General features: G+C 62.4%; 13 protein-coding genes. All 13 read left to right on the top strand.

All coding sequences use genetic code 11. From position 1 onward, the window contains the following. Positions 1–38 precede the first annotated feature (38 nt). Positions 39–1562, top strand: a complete 1524-nt coding sequence (gene hutH, locus N8H74_RS08335) for a histidine ammonia-lyase (RefSeq protein ID WP_262146883.1) — start codon at positions 39–41, stop codon at positions 1560–1562. 117 nt (positions 1563–1679) lie between these two features. Then, the gene (hutH, locus tag N8H74_RS08330) at positions 1680–3212 is read left to right on the top strand and encodes a histidine ammonia-lyase (protein ID WP_217831900.1); all 1533 of its coding nucleotides are present in this window, start codon (positions 1680–1682) and stop codon (positions 3210–3212) included. Between the two features lie 305 nt (positions 3213–3517). Beyond that, on the top strand, positions 3518–4723 hold the full coding sequence (hutI, locus tag N8H74_RS08325) for an imidazolonepropionase (protein ID WP_262146882.1): 1206 nt from the start codon (positions 3518–3520) through the stop codon (positions 4721–4723). Positions 4724–4733: 10 nt separating this feature from the next. Beyond that, a complete protein-coding gene (hutG, locus tag N8H74_RS08320; RefSeq protein ID WP_262146881.1) occupies positions 4734–5537 on the top strand; it encodes an N-formylglutamate deformylase in 804 nt (267 codons plus the stop codon). Between the two features lie 183 nt (positions 5538–5720). Next, positions 5721–6668: a choline ABC transporter substrate-binding protein gene (locus N8H74_RS08315; protein WP_262146880.1), complete on the top strand. Its 948-nt coding sequence runs from the start codon at positions 5721–5723 to the stop codon at positions 6666–6668. Continuing rightward, complete coding sequence (locus tag N8H74_RS08310) at positions 6668–7585, top strand: alpha/beta hydrolase (protein ID WP_262146879.1); 918 nt, start codon at positions 6668–6670, stop codon at positions 7583–7585. The genes N8H74_RS08315 and N8H74_RS08310 overlap by 1 nt, the downstream gene beginning before the upstream one ends. Before the next feature lie 104 nt (positions 7586–7689). Continuing rightward, entirely contained in the window at positions 7690–8661 is a 972-nt protein-coding gene (gene pip, locus N8H74_RS08305) for a prolyl aminopeptidase (RefSeq protein WP_217831905.1), read from the top strand. Further along, a complete protein-coding gene (gene dtd, locus N8H74_RS08300; RefSeq protein ID WP_217831908.1) occupies positions 8658–9095 on the top strand; it encodes a D-aminoacyl-tRNA deacylase in 438 nt (145 codons plus the stop codon). The genes pip and dtd overlap by 4 nt, the downstream gene beginning before the upstream one ends. Positions 9096–9417: 322 nt before the next feature. Beyond that, the gene (locus N8H74_RS08295; protein WP_217831910.1) at positions 9418–11232 is read left to right on the top strand and encodes a glucan biosynthesis protein G; all 1815 of its coding nucleotides are present in this window, start codon (positions 9418–9420) and stop codon (positions 11230–11232) included. Then, positions 11225–13795: a glucans biosynthesis glucosyltransferase MdoH gene (gene mdoH / locus N8H74_RS08290; protein WP_262146878.1), complete on the top strand. Its 2571-nt coding sequence runs from the start codon at positions 11225–11227 to the stop codon at positions 13793–13795. The genes N8H74_RS08295 and mdoH overlap by 8 nt, the downstream gene beginning before the upstream one ends. Positions 13796–14189: 394 nt before the next feature. After that, positions 14190–14987, top strand: coding sequence for a transporter substrate-binding domain-containing protein (locus N8H74_RS08285; protein WP_217831914.1), 798 nt, complete (start codon positions 14190–14192; stop codon positions 14985–14987). Between the two features lie 144 nt (positions 14988–15131). Further along, on the top strand, positions 15132–16091 hold the full coding sequence (locus N8H74_RS08280; RefSeq protein WP_262146877.1) for an amino acid ABC transporter permease: 960 nt from the start codon (positions 15132–15134) through the stop codon (positions 16089–16091). Next, on the top strand, positions 16084–16818 hold the full coding sequence (locus N8H74_RS08275) for an amino acid ABC transporter ATP-binding protein (RefSeq protein ID WP_217831918.1): 735 nt from the start codon (positions 16084–16086) through the stop codon (positions 16816–16818). The genes N8H74_RS08280 and N8H74_RS08275 overlap by 8 nt, the downstream gene beginning before the upstream one ends. Positions 16819–16833: the final 15 nt, after the last annotated feature.

The following is a 16833-nucleotide window of genomic DNA, read 5'->3' as shown; positions in this document are numbered from 1 at the left end:
GTGGGAACGCTCAAGTCAATGTTCGGATGAGGTTAATGATGTCCCAGGCTGAAAAAATCGTGATCGCCGATGCCCCGATGCGTTGGCAGGATGTGGTCGCCGTCGCCCGTCATGGCGCGCAGCTCGAGCTGTCGGCCCAGGCCTGGGCGCGCATCGAAAACGCCCAGGCGATCGTCCAGCGCATCGTCGCCAGCGGCGAGCGTGCCTATGGCGTGAACACCGGGCTCGGCGCCTTGTGCAACGTCTCGCTGAAAGACGAGCAACTCAGCCAGTTGTCCCGCAACACCTTGCTCAGCCACGCCTGTGGCGTCGGTCCGGTTCTGAGCGATGAGCAGACCCGGGCAATCATGTGCGCGGCGATCCGCAATTTCAGCCAGGGTAAATCCGGCGTTCATCCGCAGGTTGTCGAAGCGTTGCTGGCGTTGCTCAATCGCGGCATCACGCCGCAAGTGCCGTCCCAGGGCTCGGTGGGTTACCTGACCCACATGGCGCACATCGGCATCGCGCTACTGGGCGTGGGCAATGTCAGCTATCGCGGGCAAGTCGTCGCGGCGCAACAGGCGCTGGCCGAAGAAGGCCTGCAACCGGTGCAACTGGGGGCGAAGGACGGTCTGTGCCTGGTCAACGGTACGCCGTGCATGACCGGCCTGAGTTGCCTGGCGCTGGCCGATGCCTCGCGTCTGGTGCAGTGGGCCGACGTGATTAGCGCCATGAGTTTCGAGGCCCAGCGTGGCCAGATCGCGGCATTCGACGCCGAGATCATCGCGCTCAAGCCGCATCCGGGCATGCAACGGGTCGGCGTCAACCTGCGCGCCTTGCTCGACGGCAGTGAAGTGATCGCTTCGAGCAAAGGCATTCGCACTCAGGACGCGCTGAGCATCCGTTCGATCCCGCAGGTGCATGGCGCCGCGCGCGATCAACTGGAGCATGCGACCCGACAGATCGAAACCGAACTCAACGGCTGCACCGACAACCCGCTGCTGCTGGGCACTCCGGACGACTTCCGGGTCATGTCCCAGGCCAACCCGCACGGTCAATCGGTGGCGCTGGCGGCCGATCTGCTGGCGATCGCCATGGCCGAAATCGGCTCGATTGCCGAGCGGCGCCTGGATCGTCTGATCAACCCGCACGTCAGCGGTCTGCCGGCGTTCCTGGTGGCCAATCCGGGGGTGAACTCCGGGATGATGATCGTGCAATACGTCGCCGCGTCGTTGTGCGCGGAAAACCGTCAACTGGCGCAACCGGCGGTGCTCGACAACTACGTCACCTCAGGCTTGCAGGAAGACCATCTGAGCATGGGCACCAACGCCGCGCTGAAGCTGCACCGTGCGCTGGAAAACTGCACGCAGATCCTCGCCATCGAGTACCTGCTGGCGGCACAGGCTTTCGAGTTCCTCAAGGAACAGCGTTTCGGCGCCGGCACCGATGTCGCCTGGCGACTGCTGCGCGAAACCGTTCCGGCCTACGATCAGGATCGCTGGCTGGCGCCGGATATCGCCGCGGCCGCGCGCGTGCTGAAAGATTCGAATCTGCTGTACAACGCTTTACCGGATTTGCACTGACAAGACCCCATACCAGCGTGCCAAGGCGCGGATCGCCCAGAAGGCGGGAAGCGACGGATAACGGAATGCTCCGGAGCGACTGGTAGTTAATAACAATCTCTCAAAAGGAGCATTTAAATGACTGCGCTGAACCTGATTCCCGGCCAACTGAGCCTGGCCCAACTGCGTGACGTCTACCAGAACCCGGTCAAGCTGACCCTCGACAACAGTGCTTCAAAGCAGATCGAAGCCAGCGTGGCCTGCGTCGAGCAGATCCTCGCCGAGAATCGCACCGCGTACGGCATCAACACCGGTTTCGGTCTGCTGGCGTCGACCCGCATCGCCAGCGAAGACCTGGAAAACCTCCAGCGCTCGCTGGTGCTGTCCCACGCCGCCGGTGTCGGCGAGCCGATCAGCGATGCGCTGGTACGCCTGGTCATGGTGCTCAAGGTCAACAGCCTCAGCCGTGGTTTCTCCGGCATCCGTCGCGTGGTGATCGATGCGCTGATCGCGCTGATCAACGCCGAGGTTTATCCGCACATTCCGCTGAAAGGTTCGGTCGGTGCTTCCGGCGACCTCGCGCCGCTGGCGCATATGTCGCTGGTGCTGCTGGGCGAGGGCAAGGCGCGCTACAAGGGCGAATGGATGGAGGCCACCGAAGCGCTGAAAGTCGCCGGCCTCACGCCGCTGACCCTGGCGGCGAAAGAAGGTCTGGCGCTGCTCAATGGCACTCAGGTGTCCACCGCGTTTGCGCTGCGGGGTTTGTTCGAAGGTGAAGACCTGTTTGCCGGTGCGCTGGCGGTCGGTGGCCTGACGGTTGAAGCGGTGCTCGGTTCGCGCTCGCCGTTCGACGCCCGTATTCACTCGGCTCGTGGGCAGAAAGGCCAGATCGACGCCGCTGCCGCTTATCGCGATCTGCTGGGCGAGCGCAGTGAAGTGTCTGACTCGCATCAGAATTGCGAGAAGGTTCAGGACCCGTATTCGCTGCGCTGCCAGCCGCAAGTCATGGGCGCCTGCCTGACCCAGTTCCGTCAGGCCGCCGAAGTGCTGGCGATCGAAGCCAACGCCGTGTCGGATAACCCGCTGGTGTTCGCCGCCGAAGGCGATGTGATTTCCGGCGGCAACTTCCACGCTGAGCCAGTGGCCATGGCCGCTGACAACATGGCGTTGGCCATCGCCGAAATCGGCTCCCTGAGCGAGCGCCGTATCTCGCTGATGATGGACAAGCACATGTCGCAACTGCCGCCGTTCCTGGTGGCCAATGGCGGGGTCAACTCCGGGTTCATGATCGCCCAGGTGACCGCAGCGGCACTGGCGAGCGAGAACAAGGCGCTGGCGCATCCGCATTCGGTGGACAGCCTGCCGACTTCGGCCAACCAGGAAGACCATGTGTCGATGGCTCCGGCTGCCGGCAAGCGCCTGTGGGAGATGGCCGAGAACACTCGCGGGATTCTCGCGGTGGAATGGCTGGCGGCGGCGCAGGGGCTGGATCTGCGTGAAGGCCTGAAGACCTCGGTGAAACTGGAAAAGGCGCGCGGGATTCTGCGTCGTGAGGTGCCGTTCTACGAGAAGGACCGGTTCTTCGCGCCGGACATCGAGGCGGCGACCGAGTTGCTGGCTTCGCGCAGTCTGACCGAGCTGGTGCCGGCGAAGTTGCTGCCGAGCCTGTAAGGACGCCACCCCCTCACCCCAGCCCTCTCCCCCAAGGGGGAGAGGGGAAAGGGAGCCGATATTTGTGCTTTTCAGAACTTGAGTTCAACTCGAAATCTCAGGTCGGTGCACATCGAACAAACACCTCGGTCAGTCCCAGGGTGAGGGGCTTTCAAGGTTTTTTCGAACTGGAGTTCGGCCCGGAATTTCAGGTCGGCGTGCCTCGAAAGAACAACCCGGTCAGTCCCCTCTCCCTCCGGGAGAGGGTTAGGGTGAGGGGGCTCTTGCGGGCTCCCCGCCAAACAGCATTCCAACGGAGGCCAACAGTGAAAACCCTCTGGCAACACTGCCACGTCGCAACCATGGCGCAGGGCGTCTACTCGATCATCGAGGATGCGGCCATCGTGACGTCCGGTGCACTCATCGAGTGGATCGGTCCGCGTCATCAATTGCCTGCCGGCGAATACCCGGCGGTCAACGACTTGCAAGGCGCGTGGGTCACTCCGGGCCTGATCGACTGCCATACCCATACGGTGTTCGGCGGTAACCGCAGCGGTGAGTTCGAGAAGCGCCTGCAAGGGGTCAGCTACGCGGAAATCGCTGCCCAGGGCGGCGGCATCGCCAGCACCGTGCGCGCCACCCGCGAGGCCTCGGAAGACGAGCTGTTCGCCAGCGCCGCCAAGCGTCTGAAAAGCCTGATGCGTGACGGCGTGACTACGGTCGAGATGAAGTCCGGCTACGGCCTGGACCTGGCCAGCGAGCGCAAGATCCTGCGGGTGATCCGTCGGCTTGCCGACGAACTGCCGATCAGCGTGCGCAGCACCTGCCTGGCCGCTCACGCGCTGCCGCCGGAGTACGTCGATCGCGCCGACGCTTACATCGATCACATCTGCACCGAAATGCTCCCGGCCCTGGCCGCCGAAGGGCTGGTGGATGCGGTGGATGCGTTCTGCGAATACCTGGCGTTTTCCCCGGAGCAGGTCGAGCGGGTCTTCGTCGCCGCGCAAAAACTCGGCCTGCCGGTCAAGCTGCACGCCGAACAACTGTCGTCGCTGCATGGCTCCAGCCTGGCCGCGCGTTATCACGCGTTGTCCGCCGATCACCTGGAGTTCATGGACGAGTCCGACGCCATCGCGATGGCCGAGTCCGACACCGTCGCGGTGCTGCTGCCGGGGGCGTTCTATTTCCTGCGGGAAACCCAATTGCCACCGATGGAGGCCTTGCGCAAACACAAGGTAAAGATCGCCATCGCCAGCGACCTCAACCCCGGCACCTCGCCAGCGCTGTCGCTGCGTCTGATGCTGAACATGGCCTGCACCTGTTTCCGCATGACCCCGGAAGAAGCCCTGGCCGGCGCGACCATTCACGCTGCGCAGGCGCTGGGCATGGCCGCGACCCACGGTTCGCTGGAAGTCGGCAAGGTCGCGGACTTCGTCGCCTGGCAGATCGACCGGCCGGCGGATCTGGCGTACTGGCTGGGTGGTGAGCTGGACAAACGCGTCGTGCGTCATGGCGTTGAATCAAGTCTGTAGGAGAGCGGTTGTGGATAAGGTTCTGAATTTCAAACAAGGTCGCGTGCCGTTGCTGATCAGCATGCCCCACGCCGGTGTGCGTCTGACGCCAGCGGTCGAGGCCGGGTTGATCCCGGACGCGAAAAGCCTGCCGGACACTGACTGGCATATTCCCCAGCTCTACGACTTCGCCGCTGAACTGGGTGCCAGCACCCTGGCCGCCGAATACTCGCGCTTCGTCATCGACCTGAACCGGCCGTCCGACGACAAACCGCTGTACGCGGGCGCCACCACCGGGCTGTACCCGGCGACGCTGTTCGATGGCATTCCGCTGTTCAAGGAAGGGCTGGAACCGTCGAAAGCCGAGCGCGCGACCTATCTGGAGCAGATCTGGACGCCGTACCACAGCACTCTGCAGCAAGAGCTGGCGCGACTGAAAGCCGAGTTCGGCTACGCGCTGCTGTTCGATGCGCACTCGATCCGCTCGATCATTCCGCACCTGTTCGACGGCAAGCTGCCGGACTTCAACCTCGGCACCTTCAATGGCGCCAGCTGCGATCCACAACTGGCGACGCAACTGGAAGCGATCTGCGCCCGTCACGGCGATTACAGTCATGTGCTGAACGGACGTTTCAAGGGTGGCCACATCACCCGTCATTACGGCAACCCGGCGCAAAACATTCATGCGGTGCAACTGGAACTGGGCCAGTGCACGTACATGGAAGAGTTCGAACCGTTCCGCTATCGCGCCGATCTGGCCGAGCCGACGCGGGTGGTGCTCAAGGAGTTGCTGCAAGGCTTACTGGCCTGGGGCGAGCGTTACTACCCGTCCTGAGCCTGCCACCCGCCCTGTGGGAGCGAGCAACGCCGCTCCCACAGGGCGGGTAAACAGTCGCCACCGTGCAAGTCCCGGTCGCCACAGTTCGCTTTTCCCCCTCGATGCCTGCGTAATGTTTCGGCCACGGTGCACAAAGACACCGCTCCGACAATAATCCGCTGCCGCTCGAGACGAACCCCGATGAAAAAACTGTTCACTCGTTGTGCGTTAATCCTCACGAGCAGTGTCCTGCTCAGTTCCCCTGTTCTGGCCAGTGACGACGCGTCCTGCAAGGCTGTGCGCATGGGTGTGGTCAACTGGACCGATGTGATCGCCACCAGCGGCATGGCCGATGTGCTGCTCAATGGCCTGGGCTACGAAAGCAAACAGACCAGCGCGGTGCAGCAAATCATCTTCGCCGGCATCCGCGACAAGCGCCTGGACATCTTTCTCGGCTACTGGAAACCGGCGATGGACAAGAACATCGCGCCGTTCCTCGCCGCCAATCAAGTCAAGGTCATGGACAAGCCGAGCCTGGCCGACGCGCAAGCGACCCTGGCGGTTCCGGATTACGTTGCGGCGGCGGGCCTCAAGACCTTTGCCGACATCGCCCGCTTCAAGGATCAACTGGGCGGCAAGATCTACGGCATCGAACCCGGCAGCGGCGCCAACACCACGATCAAGACCATGATCGAAACCAACCACTTCGGCCTCAAGGATTTCAAGATCATCGAGTCCGGTGAGGCCGGGATGCTCGCCGCCGTCCAGCGCGCGGTGAACCGCAAGGAGTTCGTGGTGTTCGTCGGCTGGACCCCGCACCCGATGAACATCAACATGAAGATCACCTACCTGACCGGCAGCGAGGACGTCTACGGCCCCAACGAAGGCGCCGCCACCGTGTCCACGGTGACTTCGCCGGATTACGCCGAGCGTTGCCCGAACGTCCATCGACTGCTGGAAAACCTGACGTTCACCGCCGCCCTCGAAAGCCAGTTGATGGTGCCTATCATGGAGCGCAAGACCCCGCAGGATGTGGCCAAGAGCTGGCTGCGTGACCACCCCGAAGACTTGCAGCGCTGGCTGGCCGGTGTCAGCAGTTTCGACGGCAAGGACGGCGTGGCCACGGTTCAGGCCAGCCTGAAAAACTGATGGGCACTTATCCGCTGTCTGCAGCGATGTCGGCGTTCGTCGCCAAAACCCTCGGCTACGCCAGCGATGACAGCAGCCTCGACGGCCTGCGCAAGGCATACGACGACATGTGCCGGGCGTTCACCCCCGAGCGCCCGGTCGGACTTGAGGTGGTGGACTTCCAGTTGAACGGCGTAGCGGTGCGTTCCTATCGCCCGCCGGTGAAACCACCGTCCAGCGGCTGGCCCTGCGTGTTGTACCTGCACGGCGGCGGCTGGGTGGTGGGCGGGCTCGATTCCCATGACTTCATGTGTTTCGAACTGGCCATGGCGCTGGGCGCGATGGTGGTGGCGGTGGATTATCGGCTGGCGCCGGAGCACCCGTTTCCGGCCGGTTTCGAGGATTGCCTGAGCGTCTGGCGCGCGTTGCGTGGCGGGCCGTTCTGGTTCGATCCGCAGCGGATGCTGGTGGCGGGGGACAGCGCTGGCGGTAATCTCGCCGCCGCGTTGTGCCTGGCATTGCGCGATGCCGATGAACGGCTGCCGAGTGCTCAGGTGTTGATCTACCCGGGCCTCGGGGGCGACGAACATCTGCCGTCACGCCGTGAATGCGCCGATGCGCCGTTGCTCGGCAGCAGTGATGTCGACTGTTATCACGCGTTGTATCTGCGCGGCACCCGTCAGCCCGGCGCCTACGCGATGCCGCTGCTCGCTGGCGATCTCAGTGATCTGCCGCCGGCCTGGATCGCCGTGGCGCAATTCGATCCCTTGCGTGACGATGGGGTGCGTTACGCCGAGCGCCTGAACGCCGCCGGTGGCGATGCGGTGCTGTATGACGGCGAAGGTCTGGTTCACGGTTGCCTGCGCGCTCGCGGCCAGGTCGCCGAGGTCGACCGTCTCTACGAAAAGCTGCTGGGGTTTATGGCTGACAAATTGTGACAGCGTGCGGGCATGCTCATTGACGTAAATCGGGTTTATGATGCCGGACGGCAGAATAATAGAAGTCCCCCCAGGGATGAACTCGACCCCTTACGGAGCGCGCAATGCAGACATTGTTTCCGCAGATCAAACCTCACGCCCGGCACGATCTGGCTGTCGATGACACCCACACGCTGTACGTCGATGAAAGCGGCTCGCCGGAAGGTTTGCCCGTGGTGTTCATCCATGGCGGCCCCGGCGCCGGATGCGATGCGCAGAGCCGTCGCTACTTCGATCCGAACCTGTATCGCATTGTCACCTTCGACCAGCGCGGCTGCGGACGCTCCACCCCGCACGCCAGCCTGGAAAACAACACCACCTGGGATCTGGTCGCCGACCTCGAGCGGATCCGCAAGCACCTGGGCATCGAGAAATGGGTGCTGTTCGGTGGTTCCTGGGGTTCGACCCTGGCCCTGGCCTACGCCCAGACCCATCCGGAGCGGGTGCATGGCCTGATCCTGCGCGGGATCTTTCTCTGCCGTCCGCAGGAAATCGAATGGTTCTACCAGGCCGGCGCCAGCCGTCTGTTCCCGGATTATTGGCAGGACTACATCGCGCCGATCCCGCTGGACGAGCGCGACGACCTGCTCAACGCCTTCCACAAACGCCTGACCGGCAACGATCAGATTGCGCAGATGCACGCCGCCAAGGCCTGGTCGATCTGGGAGGGGCGCACGGCGACCCTGCGGCCGAACCCGCTGGTGGTCGATCGTTTCTCCGAGCCGCAGCGCGCGCTGTCGATTGCGCGGATCGAATGCCACTACTTCACCAACAACGCGTTCCTCGAGCCGAATCAGCTGATTCGCGACATGGGCAAGATCGCCCACCTGCCGGGCGTGATCATCCACGGCCGTTACGACGTGATCTGCCCGCTCGATAACGCGTGGGAACTGCACCAGGCCTGGCCGAACAGCGAGTTGCAGGTGATCCGCGACGCCGGTCACGCCGCCTCCGAGCCAGGTATCACCGATGCCCTGGTGCGCGCCGCCAGCAAAATGGCCCGGCGTCTGCTCGACCTGCCGCCCGAAGAAGCATGAAGGGGCTTCTGCAACGCGTGAGAAGCGCGCGGGTCGAGGTGGCAGGGGAGGTGGTCGGCGCGGTCGACCAGGGTTTACTGGTGCTGGTGGCGGTCGAACCCGACGACACGCGGGCCAGCGCCGACAAACTTCTGCATAAGCTGCTTAACTATCGGGTATTCAGCGATGCCGAGGGCAAGATGAATCTTTCCCTCGCGGACGTTGGCGGCGGGTTGCTGCTGGTCTCTCAGTTCACCCTCGCCGCCGACACCAAAAGCGGGTTGCGTCCGAGTTTCTCGACCGCCGCCCCTCCGGCCCTGGGTGAGGAACTGTTCGACTATCTATCAGGCAAAGCGAAACAGGTGCATGGCACTGTGGCATCAGGTAGATTCGGCGCGGATATGCAGGTGCATCTGGTCAACGATGGCCCGGTAACCTTTCTGTTACAGACGTAAAAACCCTTGAAACATCTTTTTAAGGGCTTTTCGACTGAAAACAGGGATTTTTCGCGATAAATACTTTGTTACCCCTGATGCGTTGTAACGCGGGCTGCTAGATAATCGCGCGCTACGGGGATCAGCGTTCGTTGGTCCATTTTGACTTAGGTAGAGACTTGTCCGGATCCGATTGGGGAATCATTTTGCCCCAGCGGAGTCGGAACAATGCTCGCCAACTTGGCAAGGGTGCTCTGGAAAGGTCGGTTTTCGTGTACCGAAGACCTCACAGACACTTCATCTGGCCGTTGGTTTTTTGATCTGTTTTCGGCGAGGGTTGCTCGTGATTGTTAGTCCCTGTAATGCAGCAAAATTGTCTGCCAAACGCTTGCGAAGCGCTCTGGTAGCGGGCTCGGCACTCGTGTGCCTGCTCAGCGCCGGCCAGCTTTGGGCATTCAATCTTGACGATGTATCGGCCAAGGCTAAAGAGCTGGCCGGGCAGAAGTTCGAAGCCCCGCGCAGCAACCTGCCGAACGAATTCCGTGACATGAAGTTCGCGGACTACCAGAAAATTCGTTTCCGCACTGAAAAAGCCGAATGGGCCGACCAGAAAACCCCGTTCAAGCTGTCCTTCTATCACCAGGGCATGCACTTCGATACGCCGGTGAAAATCAACGAAATCACGGCGAACACCGTCGAAGAGATCAAATACGATCCGTCGCGTTTCGATTTCGGCGATCTGCAGTTCGATCCTAAAGCCACCGAGCAACTGGGTTATGCCGGTTTCCGTGTGCTGTACCCGATCAACAAGGCCGACAAGCAAGATGAAATCATGACCCTGCTGGGCGCGAGCTACTTCCGCGTCGTCGGCAAGGGCCACACCTATGGTCTGTCGGCCCGTGGCCTGGCGATCGATACCGCCCTGCCGTCCGGTGAAGAATTCCCGCGTTTCCGCGAATTCTGGGTGCAGCAGCCGAAACCGGGCGACAAGCATCTGGTGATCTTCGCCCTGCTGGATTCGCCGCGCGCCACCGGTGCCTACCGCCTGATCGTGCGTCCGGGCAGCGACACCATCGTCGACGTCAAGGCGCAGATGTTCCTGCGTGACAAGGTCGGCAAACTGGGCATCGCGCCGCTGACCAGCATGTTCCTGTTCGGCGCCAACCAGCCGTCGAAAGTGCTCAACTACCGTCGTGAACTGCACGACTCCAGCGGCCTGTCGATCCATGCCGGCAACGGCGAGTGGATCTGGCGTCCGCTGAATAACCCGAAACACCTGGCCGTGAGCAACTTCAGCGTCGAGAACCCGCGCGGTTTCGGCCTGCTGCAACGTGGTCGTGATTTCAGCCACTACGAAGACCTCGACGACCGCTACGACAAGCGTCCAAGCGCCTGGATCGAGCCGAAGGGCGAGTGGGGCAAGGGCACCGTCGACCTGGTGGAAATTCCGACCGCCGACGAAACCAACGACAACATCGTTGCGTTCTGGAGCCCGGAAAAAATGCCGGAGCCGGGCCAGCCGCTGGACTTCGCCTACCGCATGCACTGGACCAACAACGAGTCGAACATCCATGCGATCGACAGCGCCTGGGTCGAGCAGACCCTGCGTTCGACCGGTGACGTCAAGCAGTCGAACCTGATCCGCCAACCGGACGGCACCGTTGCCTATCTGATCGACTTCACCGGCCCGTCCCTGGCGGCATTGCCGGCGGATGCGGACGTGCGCAGCCAGGTCAGCGTCGGCGACAACGCCGAACTGGTCGAGAACAACGTGCGCTACAACCCGGAAACCAAAGGCTGGCGCCTGACCCTGCGGTTGAAGGTCAAGGATGCGAGCAAGGCCACCGAAATGCGTGCTGCCCTGGTGCAGAACGTGGTGCCTACCGACCTGGCGAAGCTCTCGCTGCCGGCGTCGAACTCCTCCGTCGCCAAGGCCGACAAGGTTGCCGCCAAGCAACAAGAGAAAGCCGACAAGGAAGCCAAGGCAGCCGAGGCCAAACAGGCCGACGCCAAGCCAGCGGCAGAAGCCAAGGACAAGGCCAACAAAGACGCCAAGCAGCCTGCCGCTGCCGACGCGGCCCCAGCCACACCGGAATCGGCCTCGACTGAGCAAGTCCTGACCGAGACCTGGAGCTATCAGTTGCCTGCCGATGAGTAACTCTCAAGTACAGCCGGAGACTCTTTCCGAGTATCTGGCGCATTTGCCGATGACCGACGAGCAGCGCGCGGAACTCGCGGGCTGCCAGTCCTTCAGCGAACTGCATCAACGCCTGTCGTCCAGCACGTTCGACGCCCCTGCCGAAGCCGCCCAGGCTTCGGTGGGCAAGCGCCTGACCCTGAGCACCGCCGAAGAGCTGGAAGAGGCGGAAATGCTGGTGCTCGACGCCAATGGCCGGGTCAGCCTCAAGGCCACGCCGCCGATCCGCCGGACCAAGGTCGTGCCGGAGCCGTGGCGCACCAACATTCTGGTGCGTGGCTGGCGCCGCCTGACCGGCCGGACCAATCCGCCGCAGCCACCGAAAGACGAGAACGTGCTGCCCGCCGCGCGCTGGCGCACCGTCGGCTCGATCCGCCGCTACATTCTGTTGCTGCTGATGATCGGCCAGACCATCGTCGCCGGCTGGTACATGAAAGGCATCATGCCGTACCAGGGCTGGTCGTTCGTCGATCTCGAAGAGGTCATGCACCAGCCGTTGCTGCAAACCGCCACGCAAGTGCTGCCGTATGCGCTGCAAACCAGCATCCTGATCATGTTCGGGATTCTGTTCTGCTGGGTGTCGGCCGGTTTCTGGACTGCGCTGATGGGCTTCCTCGAGTTGCTCACCGGTCACGATAAATACCGCATCTCCGGGAAAAGCGCCGGCAACGAGCCGATTCCGAAAGACGCGCGTACCGCGCTGGTGATGCCGATCTGCAACGAAGACGTGCCTCGGGTGTTCGCCGGTCTGCGCGCGACTTTCGAGTCGGTCGCGGCCACCGGTGATCTGGATCGCTTCGACTTCTTCGTCCTCAGCGACAGTAACGACACCGACATCTGTGTGGCCGAGCAGCAGGCCTGGCTGGACGTCTGCCGCGAAGCCAAGGGCTTCGGCAAGATCTTCTATCGCCGCCGCCGTCGCCGCGTCAAACGCAAGAGCGGCAACCTCGACGACTTCTGCCGTCGCTGGGGCGGTGACTACAAGTACATGGTCGTGCTCGACGCCGACTCGGTGATGAGTGGCGAGTGCCTGACCAGTCTGGTGCGCCTGATGGAAGCCACGCCGGACGCGGGGATCATCCAGACCGCGCCACGTGCCTCGGGCATGGACACGCTGTATGCACGCATGCAGCAGTTCGCCACCCGCGTATACGGCCCGCTGTTCACCGCCGGCCTGCACTTCTGGCAGTTGGGTGAATCCCACTACTGGGGGCACAACGCGATCATCCGCATGAAGCCGTTCATCGACCACTGCGCCCTCGCGCCGTTGCCGGGCAAAGGTGCGTTCTCCGGTGCGATCCTGTCCCACGACTTCGTTGAAGCGGCGCTGATGCGTCGTGCCGGCTGGGGCGTGTGGATTGCCTACGACCTGCCGGGCAGCTACGAAGAACTGCCGCCGAACCTGCTCGACGAACTCAAGCGTGACCGGCGCTGGTGCCACGGCAACCTGATGAACTTCCGCCTGTTCCTGGTGAAGGGCATGCACCCGGTACACCGTGCGGTGTTCCTGACCGGCGTGATGTCTTACCTGTCGGCGCCGTTGTGGTTCTTCTTCCTGGTGCTGTCGACCGCGCTGTTGGCGGTGAACACCCTGATGGAGCCGCAGTACTTCCTCGAACCGCGCCAGCTCTATCCGCTGTGGCCGCAATGGCACCCGGACAAGGCGATCGCGCTGTTCTCGACGACGATCGTGCTGCTGTTCCTGCCGAAACTGCTGAGCATCATCCTGATCTGGGCCAAGGGCGCGAAAGAGTTCGGCGGCAAGTTCAAGGTGACCCTGTCGATGCTGCTGGAGATGCTGTTCTCCATGCTGCTGGCGCCGGTGCGGATGATTTTCCACACCCGTTTCGTCCTTGCCGCGTTCCTCGGCTGGGCTGCGACCTGGAATTCGCCGCAACGTGACGACGACTCCACGCCATGGAGCGAAGCGGTCAAGCGTCACGGTCCACAGACCGTGCTGGGCTTCTTCTGGGCGCTGCTGGTGATCTGGCTGAACCCGAGCTTCCTGTGGTGGCTGGTGCCGATCGTCGGTTCCCTGATGCTGTCGATCCCGGTATCGGTGATTTCCAGCCGTGTCGGTCTGGGCCTCAAGTCCCGTGACGAGAGCCTGTTCCTCATCCCTGAGGAATACAACCCGCCGCAGGCGCTGCTGGCGACCGATCAGTACACCCACGAAAACCGCTGGCATGCCCTGAACGACGGCTTTGTCCGCGCGGTGGTCGATCCTCAGCAGAACGCCCTGGCGTGCTCGCTGGCGACCTCCCGTCACGGCCAGGCCGAGCCGATCGAGTGGCTGCGCCAGGAGCGCGTGCGTCACGCGATCAAGGTCGGCCCGGCGGCGCTGAGCAACCATGATCGCCTGCAACTGCTGAGCGATCCGGTAGCCCTGGCGCGCCTGCACGAGCAGGTGTGGGCCGAAGGTCACGCCGAGTGGCTGGATGCATGGCGGGCTTCGGTGAAAGCCGATCCCCATGCGCCGTTGCTGCCGTTGCGACCGGTGAGTCTGCAGGCTCAGCCGGCCTGACAAAAAGCCCCGCTAATTTAGCGGGGCTTTTTATTGGTGGCTGAACAGCCCCTCACCCTAGCCCTCTCCCGGAGGGAGAGGGGATTGATTTGGGGGATGTTCCAGCGCTACGCCGACCTGAAAGCGTGATATTGAATCCAATGCCCCAAACAGAGATGTCGAGTCGAACTCAGAATTGGAAACTGACGGAGATCGGCTCCCTTTCCCCCTCGCCCCCTTGGGGGAGAGGGCTGGGGTGAGAGGGTAATTCTTGAATGTTAAACAAATCGTCCATTGACCCTTGTGCAAACGAGCAAGTGCGTTAGCATCCGTCCCCGAATTGGTGCGCCCGGGCTTTTTGGCCCGTTTCTGCTTATTTGCGTGCCGCAAACGCAATGGTTTTGGGGACTTGAAGATGAAGAAGTATCTGTCGATGCTGCTGGTCGGCGTCACGGCACTGGTTGCAGTCAATGCGGCGCAGGCCGGTGCCATCGATGACGCGGTCAAGCGCGGTTCGTTGAAAGTCGGCATGGATCCGACCTACATGCCGTTCGAAATGACCAACAAGCGCGGCGAAATCATCGGTTTCGAAGTCGACATCCTCAAAGCCATGACCAAGGCCATGGGCGTCAAGCTGGAGCTGGTGTCCACCGGCTACGACGGGATCATCCCGGCGCTGATGACCGACAAGTTCGACATGATCGGCAGCGGCATGACCCTGACCCAGGAACGCAACCTGCGCCTGAACTTCAGCGAACCGTTCATCGTGGTCGGCCAGACCCTGCTGATCCGCAAGGAACTGGAAGGCACCATCAAGTCCTACAAAGACCTGAACACCGCCGACTACCGCATCACTTCCAAGCTCGGCACCACCGGCGAAATGGTCGCCAGGAAACTGATCTCCAAGGCCAAGTACCACGGCTACGACAACGAGCAGGAAGCCGTGCTCGACGTGGTCAACGGCAAGGCCGACGCCTTCATCTACGACGCGCCGTACAACGTGGTGGCGGTCAACAAGGTCGGAGCCGGCAAACTGGTGTTCCTCGACAAGCCGTTCACCTACGAGCCACTGGCCTTCGGTCTGAAGAAGGGTGACTACGACAGCATCAACTTCATCAACAACTTCCTGCACCAGATCCACGAAGACGGCACCTACGATCGCATCCATGACAAGTGGTTCAAGAGCACCGAGTGGCTCAAGGACATGGAATAAGGCCGATCGGATAGCGGCCGGTCGGCAAGACCGGGTCGCTCCATTCACGGGCAAACCCGCTTCCACAGTGGATCGCGTACTGCTGTGGGAGCGGGCTTGCTCGCGAAGAGGCCATTCAAGGCAATACGAATTCCGGAACCTGCAATGAAACAGAAAAAAGCCCAATGGCCCTGGCACGTCCTGACCGTGCTGGTGCTGATCGGCCTGGCTGGCGCGTTGTATTACGCCACGTCGCTGATGTCCTACGAATGGCGCTGGAACCGCGTGCCGCAGTACTTCGCCTATCAGGCCGAGGAAACCCAGCGCGCCGCCGACATTTCCACCGTCAGTGAGCTGGTTCGCAAGGGCGGCAGCGCGCAAGTCACGCTGCGCAACGAGGCCGGCGACGAGCAACACCTGACGGTCGACGAGAACAGCCTGCAATTCGCTCAGGGCGACGATGTGGCTGAAGGCGACGTGGTGGGCGTCACCCGTCATTGGGCGGCGGGACCGCTGCTGTGGGGCCTGTGGACGACGCTTTGGCTGTCGGTGGTGTCCGGCGTCCTGGGGTTGTTGATCGGCCTGGCGACCGGCCTGTGCCGCTTGTCGAGCAATCCGACCCTGCGTGACCTGTCGTCGATCTATGTCGAGCTGGTACGCGGCACGCCGCTGCTGGTGCAGATTTTCATTTTCTACTTCTTCATCGGCACGGTGATGAACCTGTCCCGGGAGTTCGCCGGGATCGCGGCGCTGTCGCTGTTTACCGGTGCCTACGTGGCGGAAATCATCCGCTCCGGCGTGCAGTCGATTGCCCGTGGACAAAACGAAGCTGCGCGTTCGCTGGGCCTCAGCGCCGGTCAGTCGATGCGCCATGTGGTGCTGCCGCAAGCCTTCAAACGCGTGCTGCCGCCGCTGGCCGGGCAGTTCATCAGTCTGGTCAAGGACACCTCGCTGGTGTCGGTGATCGCGATTACCGAGCTGCTGAAAAGCGGCCGAGAAGTGATCACCACCTCGTTCTCGCCGTTCGAGATCCTGTTCTGCGTGGCCGGCCTGTACCTGTTGATCAACCTGCCGCTGTCGAAAATCGCCAGTCGGCTTGAGCGGAGGCTCGCGCAAAGTGATTGAAGTCCGCGATCTGGTAAAAGTCTTCGACACCCGTGGCCAGGTGGTGCGCGCGGTGGATAACGTCAGCACCCAAGTCGCCAAGGGCGAAGTGCTGGTTGTGATCGGTCCGTCCGGTTCCGGCAAGTCGACCTTCCTGCGTTGCCTCAACGGCCTGGAAGCATTCGATTCGGGTTCGGTGAGCATCGACGGTCTGCAACTGGCCGATCCGAAAACCGACATCAATGCGTACCGCCGCGAAGTCGGCATGGTGTTCCAGCATTTCAATCTGTTCCCGCACATGACCGTGCTGGAAAACCTCTGCCTGGCGCAGAAAGTCGTGCGCAAGCGTGGCCAGAAGGAAAGCGAGGCCAAGGCCCTGGCGCTGCTGGAAAAGGTCGGCATCGCGCAGAAGGCCCGTGAATACCCGTCGCGCCTGTCCGGCGGTCAGCAGCAGCGTGTGGCAATTGCCCGGGCACTGGCGATGGATCCGAAAGTGATGCTGTTCGACGAGCCGACTTCGGCCCTCGATCCGGAAATGGTCGGTGAAGTGCTGGACGTGATGAAGAACCTGGCCGTGGAAGGCATGACCATGGTCTGCGTGACCCACGAAATGGGTTTTGCCCGTGAAGTGGCGGATCGCGTGCTGTTCTTCGATCACGGCAAACTGCTGGAAGACGCCTCGCCAGCGGAATTCTTCGATGCGCCGAAGGATCCGCGGGCCCAGGCTTTCCTGCGTCAGGTTCTCTAAGCGTAGGGCAAAAAA

The sequence above is a fragment of the Pseudomonas sp. B2M1-30 genome (assembly GCF_025447575.1).
GTDB lineage: Bacteria > Pseudomonadota > Gammaproteobacteria > Pseudomonadales > Pseudomonadaceae > Aquipseudomonas > Aquipseudomonas botevensis.
Note: the sequence above shows the minus strand (reverse complement) of the source record. Positions and strands in the feature narration are given on the sequence as shown.

Excerpts from the sequence above, each read along its gene's own strand:
- hutH (WP_262146883.1), top strand. The coding sequence starts at position 39 with ATGTCCCAGGCTGAAAAAATCGTGATCGCCGATGCCCCGATGCGTTGG.
- hutH (WP_217831900.1), top strand. The coding sequence starts at position 1,680 with ATGACTGCGCTGAACCTGATTCCCGGCCAACTGAGCCTGGCCCAACTG.
- N8H74_RS08315 (WP_262146880.1), top strand. The coding sequence starts at position 5,721 with ATGAAAAAACTGTTCACTCGTTGTGCGTTAATCCTCACGAGCAGTGTC.
- N8H74_RS08310 (WP_262146879.1), top strand. The coding sequence starts at position 6,668 with ATGGGCACTTATCCGCTGTCTGCAGCGATGTCGGCGTTCGTCGCCAAA.
- pip (WP_217831905.1), top strand. The coding sequence starts at position 7,690 with ATGCAGACATTGTTTCCGCAGATCAAACCTCACGCCCGGCACGATCTG.
- dtd (WP_217831908.1), top strand. The coding sequence starts at position 8,658 with ATGAAGGGGCTTCTGCAACGCGTGAGAAGCGCGCGGGTCGAGGTGGCA.
- mdoH (WP_262146878.1), top strand. The coding sequence starts at position 11,225 with ATGAGTAACTCTCAAGTACAGCCGGAGACTCTTTCCGAGTATCTGGCG.
- N8H74_RS08285 (WP_217831914.1), top strand. The coding sequence starts at position 14,190 with ATGAAGAAGTATCTGTCGATGCTGCTGGTCGGCGTCACGGCACTGGTT.
- N8H74_RS08280 (WP_262146877.1), top strand. The coding sequence starts at position 15,132 with ATGAAACAGAAAAAAGCCCAATGGCCCTGGCACGTCCTGACCGTGCTG.